The sequence below is a fragment of the Vreelandella venusta genome (genome assembly GCF_015689495.1).
Taxonomy (GTDB): domain Bacteria; phylum Pseudomonadota; class Gammaproteobacteria; order Pseudomonadales; family Halomonadaceae; genus Vreelandella; species Vreelandella venusta.
This window is the reverse complement of the sequence record NZ_CP065135.1, coordinates 3,872,099-3,884,681: the sequence shown is the minus strand read 5'-3', so window position 1 is coordinate 3,884,681 and position 12,583 is coordinate 3,872,099. Positions and strand designations below refer to the sequence as shown.

At 56.5% G+C, this 12,583-nt stretch carries 10 protein-coding genes; 8 read left to right on the top strand and 2 right to left on the bottom strand.

Annotated elements, in window-relative coordinates:
- Positions 1 to 22 precede the first annotated feature (22 nt).
- Together iolG and IR195_RS18040 are read right to left on the bottom strand one after the other, a co-directional pair.
- A complete protein-coding gene (gene iolG, locus IR195_RS18045; RefSeq protein WP_206048239.1) occupies positions 23 to 1,018 on the bottom strand; it encodes an inositol 2-dehydrogenase in 996 nt (331 codons plus the stop codon).
- Positions 1,019 to 1,055: 37 nt separating this feature from the next.
- Positions 1,056 to 1,925, bottom strand: a complete 870-nt coding sequence (locus IR195_RS18040) for a MurR/RpiR family transcriptional regulator (protein WP_146944415.1) — start codon at positions 1,923 to 1,925, stop codon at positions 1,056 to 1,058.
- A 239-nt stretch (positions 1,926 to 2,164) separates the two neighbouring features.
- Between IR195_RS18040 and IR195_RS18035 the strand changes: the two genes are divergently transcribed.
- From IR195_RS18035 to IR195_RS18000, 8 genes are all read left to right on the top strand, one after another.
- Complete coding sequence (locus tag IR195_RS18035) at positions 2,165 to 3,103, top strand: sugar ABC transporter substrate-binding protein (protein WP_206048238.1); 939 nt, start codon at positions 2,165 to 2,167, stop codon at positions 3,101 to 3,103.
- Positions 3,104 to 3,158: 55 nt separating this feature from the next.
- On the top strand, positions 3,159 to 4,289 hold the full coding sequence (locus tag IR195_RS18030) for an ABC transporter permease (protein WP_125752091.1): 1,131 nt from the start codon (positions 3,159 to 3,161) through the stop codon (positions 4,287 to 4,289).
- Between the two features lies 1 nt (position 4,290).
- On the top strand, positions 4,291 to 5,178 hold the full coding sequence (locus IR195_RS18025) for an ATP-binding cassette domain-containing protein (RefSeq protein WP_125752088.1): 888 nt from the start codon (positions 4,291 to 4,293) through the stop codon (positions 5,176 to 5,178).
- A 9-nt stretch (positions 5,179 to 5,187) separates the two neighbouring features.
- A complete protein-coding gene (locus IR195_RS18020) occupies positions 5,188 to 5,985 on the top strand; it encodes a TIM barrel protein (RefSeq protein WP_206048237.1) in 798 nt (265 codons plus the stop codon).
- Positions 5,986 to 6,075: 90 nt separating this feature from the next.
- Positions 6,076 to 8,034, top strand: a complete 1,959-nt coding sequence (locus IR195_RS18015) for a bifunctional 5-dehydro-2-deoxygluconokinase/5-dehydro-2-deoxyphosphogluconate aldolase (RefSeq protein ID WP_206048236.1) — start codon at positions 6,076 to 6,078, stop codon at positions 8,032 to 8,034.
- Between the two features lies 1 nt (position 8,035).
- On the top strand, positions 8,036 to 9,883 hold the full coding sequence (gene iolD, locus IR195_RS18010; protein WP_206048235.1) for a 3D-(3,5/4)-trihydroxycyclohexane-1,2-dione acylhydrolase (decyclizing): 1,848 nt from the start codon (positions 8,036 to 8,038) through the stop codon (positions 9,881 to 9,883).
- Positions 9,884 to 9,969: 86 nt separating this feature from the next.
- Entirely contained in the window at positions 9,970 to 10,872 is a 903-nt protein-coding gene (gene iolE, locus IR195_RS18005; protein ID WP_206048234.1) for a myo-inosose-2 dehydratase, read from the top strand.
- A gap of 36 nt (positions 10,873 to 10,908) precedes the next feature.
- A complete protein-coding gene (locus IR195_RS18000) occupies positions 10,909 to 12,411 on the top strand; it encodes a CoA-acylating methylmalonate-semialdehyde dehydrogenase (protein ID WP_206048233.1) in 1,503 nt (500 codons plus the stop codon).
- Positions 12,412 to 12,583: the final 172 nt, after the last annotated feature.

Sequence of the window (12,583 nt, the reverse complement as noted above, 5' to 3'; positions counted from 1 at the left end):
ACACAGACCTGTCTGCGTCTGTTTACACCGAGGCGTCGAGCAGGATTTTGCGACCTTCACGCAGCGAACGCTCCGCTGCATCGGCTAGGCGCAACGCCTCTAGGCCATCTTGGGCACCTGCGAGTGGCGCACGCTTCTCTTGCCAGGCGGCGACAAAGTCGCCAATTTCAAGTTGGTAGGCTTGGGCGTAGCGCTCCAGGAAGAACCACTTGGGTTTATCCTCCACTTGTCCTGCTTCACCTGTAAAACGCAGCCGGGTATCGCTCTCGTTCTGAGCTTGCAGCATGCCCAGGCTGCCAAAGGCTTCGATACGCTGATCGTAGCCGTAGCTGGCGCGCCGCGAGTTGCTGATTTGGCACAGCTTGCCACTGGGGGTGGTCAGGGTGACCATGGCGGTATCCACATCACCAGCTTCGCCAATCGCTGGGTCAATGATGCTACTACCGACGGCAAAGACGCTTTCAATGGGCTCATCAAGCAACCAGCGAGCCATATCAAGGTCATGGATCATCATGTCGCGAAATAGACCGCCCGACTTAGCTACATACTCGGCAGGCGGGGGAGAGGGGTCGCGGCTAATAATCGTCAGCGTTTCAAGTGCGCCAATACGCCCTTCGGTAATCGCTTTTTTCAATGCCGCAAACTGTGGGTCGTGGCGACGGTTAAAGCCTAACGCGCAGGTCACCGGGTGTTCACTAAGTACCTGCAGGGCATCGCGCGTGCGCGCTAAATCCAGGGCGATAGGTTTTTCGCACAGAACCGCCTTGCCTGCACGGGCGGCACGCTCCAGATACTCCGCATGAGTAGGCGTGCTTGAGGCGATCAGCACGGCATCAATCTCATCATCTGCGAAGATTTCATCCACAGAGGCTGCTCGGCTAGCGTACTGCTTGGCCAGGGCTTCTGCAGTAAGCTGATGAAAATCAGCCACAGCAACCAGCGTCACGTTTGGATGTGAGTAAATCGCCTGGGCATGCACTTTGCCGATGCGCCCAGCGCCGATAAGCGCGAGTTTCATAAGCACTCCTGTTTTGTTGTTGCTGTTGGCTTGGTGTTTATGTCTTACGTTTTTTAGTTGAGGCTTTTTCCAGGGCTTTGTCCCGGGACTTGTCTTGTCGCACGCCCAGGGCAATGGCCAAGGCTTGGGTTAAGCAGAGCGATGCGGTCAAGCCGCGAAAGCTTTTCACTTCAGCTTCGTTAACTACGAAAGCAACATCTGCGAAACGCGCCAGTGGGCTAAGGCTTGAGTCGGTAATCACCACAATGGGTAGACCGCGCTGATGGGCGTCTTCGCAGGCTTTTTGGCTCTCTTCGGCATAGGGAGAGAAGCTGATGGTCAGTAGGGCGTCGTGTTGGCTCATCGCGCGCAGTTGCTCGCCGTACATTCCTCCCAAACCACTGACCAGCAGCGCAGGTTTATCCACATGCGCCAGGGCATAGGTCATGTAGCTGGCGACCATGAAGCTACGTCGTGCGCCCATCACATGAATCGCATGGGCTTTTTCAAAAATATCTAGCGCCTTCTCTAAGCTCTCTGGATCAATGCGGCTGGGTAACTGCTCAAGCACGGCGCGGTTGGCGTCAGCGAACTCCCATAATAGTTGGGTGCTATCGGGTGTTTCTCCGGTGGCGCTGCGTACCGCACGAATTCGCTCGGTGTAGTTAGGCAACTCATCGACTAGGCGGCTGCGAAAAAGCTGCTGCATTTCGGAAAAGCCCTTAAAGCCCAAGCTATTGGCCAAGCGAATTAAGGTGGATGGGGTGACATCCGCCTGTTCGGCAATTTTGGCCACGGTCGCTAAAGCAACTTCCTGAGGGTGATCAAGCATAAAACGCGCGGTTTGCTGTAAGCGTTTGCTCAGTGTGGCGTACTCAGCGGTGATCAGCGTTTCCAACTCACGGTAGCTCTGTGGTGGTTGTGGCATACAAATTCCTTCGCGTTGGCCCATCTAGCAGCCTTCTGCTTATGTACCCGTGGATATGCAGTACTGAGCAAAGTGACTCGTTGTTGTGCAGTCTAGTTGATTGGAATAAATATTCCATTTATACCAAAGTATAGAATAAATAATTTGCTATAACTGATGTTTGGAATCTATATTTCATGACGCCAAGGCATTTAATGCCACTTCCCTACCAACAACGATAACGTTATGAGGAATTATTTATGGCACGTCTATCTCAATGGCTTCTAGCCTCTGCTGCCACCACGGCATTAATGGCAGGTGCCGTACAAGCACAAGAAGAGAGCCGTTTCGTCATGGTGACCCATGGTGTTCCCTCTGATCCTTTCTGGTCGGTGGTGAAAAACGGTGCAGAAGCCGCCGCTGAAACCGTTGGGGCTAGCTTGGAGTATCGCGCACCTTCTACCTTTGATATGGCTAAGATGCAGCAACTTGTAGAAGCCGCAGTGGCATCTGGTCCTGATGGGTTGATTCTCTCTTTTACCGATGAAAATGCCTTGGGTGGCGCTGTGCAAAATGCTGTCGATAACGGCATCCCCGTCATCACCATTAACTCCGGTGGCGACGTGGCTCGGGATTATGGTGCCCGGCTGCACGTTGGGCAGAGTGAGTATGAAGCCGGTAAGCAGGCTGCTGAACGCATGCAGGAGATGGGCGTTGAGAAAGGCGTCTGCGTTAATCATGAACAAGGCAACCAAGGACTTGACCAACGCTGTGATGGTTTTGTCGACGGCTTCGATGGCAATGCTGAGCAGCTAGCGACCACTTACGACCCCACCAATATTCGTAATGCCATTGTCGCTTACCTTAACGAGAACAGTGATGTGCGAGGTGTATTGACCTTGGGGGCATTGGCCGCTGATCCGATGATTCGGGCCATGCGTGAGCAGGGGGCAACCGATATGTTCACCCTGGGTACTTTTGATCTTTCACCCGGTATTTTGGAAGCCTTGGATGCGGGTGAGCTGGACTTTGCGATCGACCAACAGCAGTACATGCAGGGCTACCTACCTGTCATGTTCCTAGATCAGTTCGTCAAGAGCGGTCTGCTGCCCGCAGGGGATGTTGCCACCGGACCAGGATTTGTGACCCAAGAAAACGCTGCCCAGGTCATTGAGCTGAGTAGTCAGGGCATCCGCTGATAACTACCTAATCGGAACAGGCTCGGCGGTGTCGAGCCCTTGGGAGTCGATCGCTATGAATTCCACTGAAACGAAACCATCGGCTGCGCCAGCAGCGGCTGATCAAGATGAGCGCATCCAGAGAGTCTCTTTCTGGAAGAAAGCGCTGAATCGCCCGGAGCTGGGGGCGCTGGCCGGTGCGGTATTGGTGCTTGCCTTCTTTATTGCTGCCTCCAGCGGCACCGGGATGTTTACTCCTGCGGGTATTATTAATTTTCTTGAAGTCGCCGCTCAGCTGGGCATTATCGCCACGGCAGCTGCATTGCTGATGATCGGCGGAGAATTTGATCTGTCAATTGGCTCGATGATTGGCTTGGCAGGCATTCTAATTGCCATCCCTGCGGTGGAGTATGGCTGGCCGCTATGGGCCGCAATTTTATTGGCGTTCGCCTGTGCAGGTTTGGTGGGTTGGATTAACGGTAATCTAGTCAATAAAACAGGCTTGCCGTCATTTATCGTTACCCTGGGCTTCCTGTTCATTCTGCGCGGCTTAGCCATCGGAATCAGTCGGTTATTGACGGGGCGTACTCAGGTAGGAGGAGTGCAGGAGCATATCCCCGGAGATTGGTTTGCGGCGCTTTTCTCTGGAGAAGTCGCTACGGGCCTATTTAGCTGGATGGCAGAAAATGGCTGGATGGCGACCAACTTTGCGGGTAACCCCACGGTTACCGGTATTCCCGTCTCGATTGTCTGGTGGCTAGGCTTAACCGCTGTAGCGACTTGGGTGCTGCTGTGCACGCCTTACGGCAACTGGATATTCGCTAGCGGTGGCGATGCCAATGCAGCACGCAACTCAGGCGTTCCCGTCCAGCGTGTCAAGATTTCACTGTTCATGTTCACCGCTTTCTCCGCCACCATCTTTGCTTGCATACAGGTGATGGATACTGGCTCGGCGGACACCATTCGTGGCCTGCTAAAAGAACTGGAAGCCATTATTGCGGTGGTAATTGGTGGCGCTTTGCTAACCGGTGGTTATGGGTCTGCCATTGGTGCGGCGCTGGGGGCACTGATCTTTGGCATGGTGCAAATGGGCATCTTTTACACCGGTGTTAATACCGACTGGTTCCAGGTTTTCCTCGGCGTGATGTTGTTGGTGGCGGTGCTATTCAACAATTACATGCGCAAAAAGGCGATGGAGGCCAAATAACATGACCACACGTACGCCAATGATTGAAATGCGCAGTGTCAGCAAACACTTCGGCAGTGTTATCGCCTTAAGCGATATCTCGATGCAGGTCTACTCAGGTGAGGTTATGTGCCTGCTAGGGGATAACGGTGCTGGCAAATCAACGTTGATTAAAACTCTTTCCGGTGTTCACCAGCCTACCCACGGTGAAATGCTATTGGATGGCAAACCCGCTCGTTTCAAGTCCCCAGCTTATGCATTAGACGCTGGTATCGCGACCGTTTTCCAGGATCTGGCGATGGTGCCGTTGATGTCGATTACCCGTAACTTTTTTATGGGGCGCGAACCGACGGTGGGCTGGGGGCCTTTAAAGCGAATTGATTGGAAGTATGCCGACCGGGTCGCCAAAGAGGAAATGGCTAAAATCGGTATTGATGTACGCGACCCAAGCCAGCCGGTGGGCACTCTTTCCGGTGGGGAGCGCCAGTGTGTGGCGATTGCTCGTGCGGTCTACTTTGGTGCCAAAGTACTGATTCTGGATGAGCCTACGTCCGCGCTTGGGGTTAAGCAGGCGTCTGTTGTACTGCGCTACATTGCCAAAGCCCGCGCCGATGGCCTGGCGGTTATCTTTATTACCCACAACGTCCACCATGCTTACCCAGTGGCCGATGCGTTCACCCTATTATCACGCGGCGGTAGTTTGGGTTCCTTCCGCAAAGAAGAAGTCAGCCGCGAGGAAGTGCTCAATATGATGGCGGGGGGCGCTGAGCTTGAAAGCCTGGATGCAGAGCTTGCGGAATTCCAGCGGGAGGATAAAGCCAAGAAAGCCAGCTTAGCCGGTCAAGATACTCAGCCTGTCGATGCAAGCAGTGCGGAGCAATCTTCACCGCGAGCGGCAAGCGGTTATTAAGGAAGCGTGATGAATAAGTTGACCGCATCATCACCGTTCACGCTGGCTGTCTGTGCTGAAATGATCTTCTGCGATTTGCCGGTACTGGAACGCGTTAAGCGTATCTCTGAACTGGGCTTTCAAGTCGAAATCTGGGACTGGACGAAGCACGACATTGATGCGCTGGCCAATAGCGGGGCGACGTTTTCGTCCATGACCGGCTATGTCACCGGCACCCTGGCAGATGCCCCCGGAGCAGATGAATTGCTACGCACCGCCGCTGAGTCGGTCGAGGTAGCAAAGCGCCTAGGCATTCCGCGCCTTAACCTTCACGGCACCGGGCTAGATGGTAATGGGTTGCCCGTTCAGCCTTGCCAGCAGATGACGGGCGCTATGTGGCTAAAAGCCCGCGAAACGCTCAATCGGCTGGCAGATCTCGGCGAGCAGCACGGTGTCACCTTCGTACTTGAAAACCTTAATACCGAGGTTGATCACCCCGGCGTGCCGTTTGCTCGCCTGGAAGATGTGCTTGCGCTGGTGGAGAGTATCGACCGGCCTAGCTTGCGCATCATGCTAGACGTTTATCACGCCCAAATTGGCGAAGGTAATCTGATTGAATTGATTCGCCGCTGCGGGCCGTACATTGGTGAAGTGCAGGTAGCCGATGTGCCTGGGCGCTGCGAACCGGGGACTGGCGAGATTAACTACCCGGCCATTGCTCAAGCGCTGAACGACATAGGCTATCGCGGCACGGTGGGGTTAGAAGGTTGGGCCTCTGGCGATGACGGCCTCGCCCTTGATCGATTCCGTGCTGCCTTCTCCTTTTAGGTACGCCTCATCGATAGCTACCCAAGACGCTTTTATGCCCAGCGCCCTCTTTTGCCCGATACCACGAATTTGTGACGTGGGGAGACATTTATGCTGAATAACAATAGTCAACACCGGCCGCTTGATCTGATTTGCCTGGGACGTGTGGCGGTCGACCTGTACGCCGAGCAGATTGGCAGTCGTTTAGAAGACGTGGCGAGCTTTGCCAAGTACCTAGGTGGTAGCTCGGGCAATATGGCTTACGGTACCGCTCGTTTGGGATTGAAGTCTGCCATGCTCTCGCGGGTGGGGGATGAACAAATGGGCAACTTTGTTCGCGAGGAATTAGCACGAGTGGGGGTGGATACCTCCGCGCTACAAACCGACCCCGAGCGCCACACCGGCTTGGTACTGCTGGCGTTAAAAGATCGCGAAAGCTTCCCGCTGCTATTTTACCGCCGCGACTGTGCCGATATGGCCATCGATGCCGACGCCATCGACCCTGAGTTTATCGCTCGGGCCAAGGCGCTGGCGATTACCGGCACCCACCTTTCTACCGATACCACTCGCCGGGCGTGCCGCAAAGCACTGGACGCTGCCGCCCAGTATGGCGTGAAGCGAGTGCTGGATATCGATTATCGCCCCGTGCTGTGGGGGCTGACCAACCCCGGCGATGGCGAAACCCGCTTTATCGCCGATGCAACCGTGACCACCGACCTGCAGCGCTGGCTGCCAGATTTTGACCTGGTTGTGGGCACCGAAGAGGAGTTTCATATTGCCGGTGGCAGCACCGACACCTTGACGGCCCTGCGCGCGGTGCGTGAGGTTAGCCAGGCGACCCTGGTATGCAAGCTGGGCCCCATGGGCTGTGTCGTGTTTGAAGGGGCGATTCCTGACCGCATTGAAGATGGCATTCTGGTCAAGGGCGTTCAGGTCGAAGTCCTCAATGTACTGGGCGCTGGCGATGCCTTTATGAGTGGGCTGCTACGTGGCTGGCTACGCAATGAATCCTGGCAAACCAGTGCCAGCTATGCCAATGCCTGCGGCGCGCTGGTGGTCTCCCGCCACGGCTGTGCCCCCGCCATGCCCACTGAAGACGAGTTATTTGATTACTTGGCGCGCCGGGATGAGGTACCCCGTCCGGATATCGATCAACGCCTGAATCATCTGCACCGAGTCACTACCCGAGTGCCCGTTCAATGGCCCGAAGTGTTGGGGTTGGCATTTGATCATCGTCGCCAGCTCACCGATATGGCCCGCGCAGAGCATGCCAGCTGCGCGCGGCTGCCAGCACTCAAAAAACTCTTGGTCAGCGCCGCTGAAGAGGGCGCCAAGCTGGGCGGTATCTCCACTCCCGCGATTCTGGTTGATGACGTGCTGGGTCAGGACGCGCTCAATCATGCCAGTGGAAAAGGCTGGTGGATTGGTCGGCCGGTAGAGCTGCCAGGCTCACGCCCGCTGCGTTTCCAGCATGGCGATGACTTAGGCGCTTGCCTGCGCAACTGGCCTAGAGAGCAGATCATTAAATGCTTGGTGTTTTACCACCCTGACGATGAACTCTCACTACGCCTAGAGCAGGAGGAGCGTCTGCGTCAGCTCTATCAAGCGGCCTGTGCTTATGGGCTAGAGTTGCTGATTGAGATAATCCCACCCGCTGATATGCCAAGTGATAACACGACGCTACCGCGCAGCCTTCAGCGGCTCTACAACCTAGGCATTCGCCCAGACTGGTGGAAGCTACCTGCCATGTCAGATGCAGCTTGGAAAGCGGTGGGCGAGACCATTGAGCGTGAGGATGCTTACTGCCGTGGGGTTGTACTGCTCGGGCTCGACGCCCCTATGGACGACATGAAACGCGGCTTTGAAGCAGCTGCCAATCATGCCTGCTGTAAGGGGTTTACCGTTGGCCGCACGCTATTTGCCAGTGCGAGTCGTGATTGGCTGGCCGGACGTATCGACGACGCTAGCTTGGTAGAGCGCGTCGCCCAGAACTATGCCGAACTGATAACGGCGTGGCGGCAATTAAGGCAGGCGCAGCCGCACACGCTGGCCCATACCGAGGAGGCGTAAGATGAGCACCATTCGACTCACTATGGCTCAAGCACTGGTCAAGTACCTTGCCGCTCAGCGTATTGATATCAATGGCCAAGAAGTGGCGCTTTTTGAGGGAGTGTTTGCGATTTTTGGTCATGGCAACGTGGCGGGCTTAGGCGAAGCGCTGTACCACGTGCAAGACGAATTGCCGACCTTTCGTGCCCATAACGAGCAGTCCATGGCCCACGCGGCGATTGCCTTTGCCAAAGCCAATGGTCGCCAGCGCCTAATGGCGGCGACCAGCTCCATCGGCCCAGGGGCGACCAATATGGTCACCGCTGCGGCGCTCGCTCATGCCAACCGTTTGCCGATCCTACTGCTGCCGGGGGACACCTTCGCCACCCGCGAACCCGATCCGGTACTGCAGCAAGTGGAACATTTCGGCGACCCGACGATTAGCGTCAACGACTGTTTTCGCCCGGTATCGCGCTATTTCGACCGCATTAACCGCCCCGAGCAGTTGCTGACCAGTCTGCCCCAGGCGATTGCCACCCTGCTTGACCCTGAACACTGCGGCCCCGCGACTCTGGCGCTGCCCCAGGATGTGCAAACCTTTGCCTACGACTATCCTGCGGCATTTTTTGCTCCCAAAGTGCACCGCATTCGCCGCTCGCCACCAGATGCTTACGAGCTTCGTCAAGCCATCACCGCACTGCAGCAGGCTAAGCGCCCGCTGATCATTGCTGGCGGCGGCGTGCATTACGCGGCTGCCTGCGACGCCTTAGCTGAGTTTGCCAAAAAGCGCGCTATTCCGGTGGCTGAAACCCAGGCGGGCAAGGGTGCGCTGGCCGATAGCCACCCTTGCGCTGTGGGTGCCATTGGGGTGACCGGTAGTGCCGCGGCTAACCAGCTAGCGGAGCAGGCGGATGTCATTCTGGCGGTGGGCACACGACTGCAGGACTTTACCACTGGCTCTCGGGCGCTGTTTGAAGGCAACGATAAAACACTGATCGCCCTTAACGTTGGCCGTTTCGATAGCTTGAAGCATCAAGCGTTGCCGCTTAGCTGCGATGCTTTGATCGGGCTGGGGCAACTCGACGCAGCGCTGGGCGAGTGGCGCGGCAGCGATGAATGGCGCGAACAAACCGGCACGCTCAAACGCGAATGGGTCGAAATAGTACGCCGTGTAACCGCAGATCAAGGGCTAGCGCTGCCCACCGATGCTCAGGTAATAGGGGCCGTCAATCGCCAGGCTGGCAACGATACTACCGTGGTCTGCGCTGCCGGTGGTTTGCCCGGTGAGCTGCACAAACTCTGGCAATGTTCGGGCCCTGGCAGCTACCACGTTGAGTACGGTTTTTCCTGCATGGGCTATGAAATTGCCGGCGGGCTGGGCGTCAAGATGGCCAAGCCCGACAGCGAGGTAGTGGTGATGGTCGGCGATGGCAGCTACTTGATGCACAACTCGGAGCTGGCGACCTCGGTGATGCTGGGCCACAAGCTGACAGTGGTGGTGTTGGATAACCGCGGTTATGGCTGTATCAACCGCTTGCAGCACGCCACTGGCGGCGCGGGGTTTAACAACCTGCTGCAGGATTGCCGCAGCGTCGAGGCGGGTGCACCGAAAACCGATTTTGCCGCCCACGCTAAAGCGTTGGGCTGTGAGTCTGAATCAGTGAACGGCATTGCGGAGCTAGAGCAAGCGTTGCTGCGCGCTCGCCGCGCCTCTTCGACCTACGTGATTGCCCTGGACACTGATCCACTGCCCAGCACCCAAGAAGGCGGTGCCTGGTGGGAAGTGGCTGTTCCCGAAGTCTCCGAGCGTAAAGCCGTCAATAAAGCCTATCAAGGTTACCGCGAAGCCAAGCAGCGCCAGGCCCGCTAATCGAATGCAGAACATCAGAGAGTTGGCGATAGGGTAAAACGCCCTAACGCCAAAAATACTCAGACAAAAATGACAAGGAATACGCTATGCCAACGGTTACTTTAGGCATCAATCCGCTCACCTGGACCAACGATGACTTACCCAGCTTGGGCGGCGCAACACCGCTGGAAACCTGCTTGAAAGAGGGGCGCGAGGCAGGCTTTAGTGGTTTTGAATTAGGTAACAAGTTTCCTCGCACGCCTGACGCTTTGACTCAGGTGCTTAGCGCCCATGACTTGGCGCTTGTGTCGGGCTGGTACTCCGCGCGGCTGTTGGAGCGCACGACTGAAGAAGAGATTGGCGCTATTCAGGATCATATGAACCTGCTCAAGCAGTGCGGCGCTAAGGTAATGGTGCTATGTGAAGTTACCCACTGTGTGCATGGCGATCAGGAGCGGCCGCTCTCACAGCGTCCGCATCTTTCCGAGCAACAGTGGCAGCGCCTGCTGCATGGCCTTGAGGTGGTGGGTGACTACCTGAAATCCCAGGGCATTCAACTGGTGTATCACCACCACCTGGGCACGGTGATCGAAAGCCAGGCCGACGTTGAACGCTTAATGGATTACACCGGCGAGGGCGTAGGTCTGCTGCTTGATTTTGGTCATCTGCGCGGTGCTGGCGGCGACCCGCTGGCCATCGCCAAACGCTACAGCCAGCGCATTCACCATGTGCACTGCAAAGACCTGCGTTTCCCTGTGCTGGACGCAGTGCGCAACCGCGACAAAAGCTTTTTAAACGGTGTGCTAGACGGCCTGTTTACGGTGCCGGGGGATGGCAATGTGGATTTTCTGCCCACCTTAACCCACCTGTGCGAACAGGGCTACCAGGGGTGGCTAGTGGTTGAAGCCGAGCAAGACCCCGAAGTCGCCCATCCGTTGACCTATGCTCGCCTGGGGTATCGCAACTTGCGCCAACTTGCCGAGCAGGCAGGTTTTGACGTTGCCAGCTAAACAGTGCCAGTCGCCGTCTTTTAAACAGGAGCTTTTATGAAGATGTTATCCCATTATCTTAATGGTGAGTTCTCAACCGGTCAGAGCCAGCGCTCTGCGCCGGTTTATAATCCGGCCACCGGCGAACAAAGCGCCCAGGTAGCGCTAGCCACCGCCGATGAAACTCGTGAAGCCGTGTGTATCGCCGACGAAGCCTTCGCCGTTTGGTCAAAAGTCTCGCCGCTAAAGCGCGCGCGTATTCTGTTTAAGTTTAAAGCGCTGGTTGAGGAGCACACCGATGAGTTGGCGCGCCTCATCTCCAGTGAGCACGGCAAGGTGTTTTCTGACGCCAAAGGCGAAGTGACCCGCGGCCTGGAAGTGGTTGAGTTTGCCTGCGGCATTCCCCATCTGCAGAAGGGCGAGCACTCCATGAACGTCGGCAGTGGCGTTGATAGTTACTCGATGATGCAGCCGCTGGGCGTGTGTGCAGGTATCTCGCCGTTCAACTTCCCCGCGATGGTGCCCATGTGGATGTTCCCCATCGCTTTGGCCTGCGGCAACACTTTCGTCATGAAGCCTTCGGAAAAAGATCCCTCCACGCCGCTGCGCCTAGCGGAGCTGCTTAAAGAGGCGGGCCTGCCGGATGGTGTCTTTAACGTCGTCAATGGCGATAAAGAAGCTGTCGATGTGCTGCTCACCGATGAGCGTGTTCAGGCGGTAAGTTTTGTGGGTTCCACCCCCATCGCCGAGTACATCTACGCCACGGCGTCAGCACATGGCAAGCGTGTTCAGGCGCTGGGCGGGGCTAAAAACCATATGGTGATTATGCCCGATGCGGATCTCGACCAAGCCGTGGGTGCCCTGATGGGCGCGGCCTATGGCTCAGCAGGCGAGCGCTGTATGGCAATTTCCGTTGCTGTACCCGTGGGCGAAGATACCGCCAACCGCCTGCGTGAAAAGCTGGTGGCTGAGCTGGATAAATTGACGGTCGGGCCTGGCCTGGTTGATGGCCCTGATAATGATATGGGGCCGCTCATCACCCGCGAGCATCGCGACAAGGTGGCGGACTATATTCAGGTTGGTGTGGATGAAGGCGCAGAGCTCGTGGTCGATGGTCGCCAGACAACGGTTGATGGCGCAGGCGATGGTTACTTTATTGGCGGCACTCTGTTCGATCATGTGACGCCAAAAATGCGTATTCACTCGGAGGAGATCTTTGGCCCGGTGTTGGCTATTGCTCGCGTGGCGAGCTTCGACGAAGCGGTCAGCATGATCAACGCTCATGAATACGGCAACGGAACGGCAATCTTTACCCGCGATGGTGATGCTGCGCGTCAGTATTGCGAGCAGATCCAGGTCGGTATGGTCGGCGTTAACGTACCGATTCCGGTACCCATGGCGTTCCACAGCTTTGGCGGTTGGAAGCGCTCGCTGTTTGGCCCGCTGCATATGCACGGCCCCGATGGTGTGCGTTTCTACACCCGCATGAAAACCATCACCCAACGCTGGCCCAGCGGCATTCGTGAAGAGACTAACCACTTCACCATGCCGACCATGTAAACAGCCTACGGGGCACGACACCATTCAACGCCGGGCCCAGCCCGGCGTTATTGTTTTAAAACCGGCCAGTGTATCAGGTGATGAGGGCAGGTTTCCGCGAGGGCGCTGTGAACCCGTCCATGGGCGCTACTTTCGCCATCTGACCGCCATGGATGGCGGAAATGCCGGAATT

Coding starts and splice junctions, on each gene's coding strand:
- iolG (WP_206048239.1), bottom strand. CDS start 1,018: ATGAAACTCGCGCTTATCGGCGCTGGGCGCATCGGCAAAGTGCATGCC.
- IR195_RS18040 (WP_146944415.1), bottom strand. CDS start 1,925: ATGCCACAACCACCACAGAGCTACCGTGAGTTGGAAACGCTGATCACC.
- IR195_RS18035 (WP_206048238.1), top strand. CDS start 2,165: ATGGCACGTCTATCTCAATGGCTTCTAGCCTCTGCTGCCACCACGGCA.
- IR195_RS18030 (WP_125752091.1), top strand. CDS start 3,159: ATGAATTCCACTGAAACGAAACCATCGGCTGCGCCAGCAGCGGCTGAT.
- IR195_RS18025 (WP_125752088.1), top strand. CDS start 4,291: ATGACCACACGTACGCCAATGATTGAAATGCGCAGTGTCAGCAAACAC.
- IR195_RS18020 (WP_206048237.1), top strand. CDS start 5,188: ATGAATAAGTTGACCGCATCATCACCGTTCACGCTGGCTGTCTGTGCT.
- IR195_RS18015 (WP_206048236.1), top strand. CDS start 6,076: ATGCTGAATAACAATAGTCAACACCGGCCGCTTGATCTGATTTGCCTG.
- iolD (WP_206048235.1), top strand. CDS start 8,036: ATGAGCACCATTCGACTCACTATGGCTCAAGCACTGGTCAAGTACCTT.
- iolE (WP_206048234.1), top strand. CDS start 9,970: ATGCCAACGGTTACTTTAGGCATCAATCCGCTCACCTGGACCAACGAT.
- IR195_RS18000 (WP_206048233.1), top strand. CDS start 10,909: ATGAAGATGTTATCCCATTATCTTAATGGTGAGTTCTCAACCGGTCAG.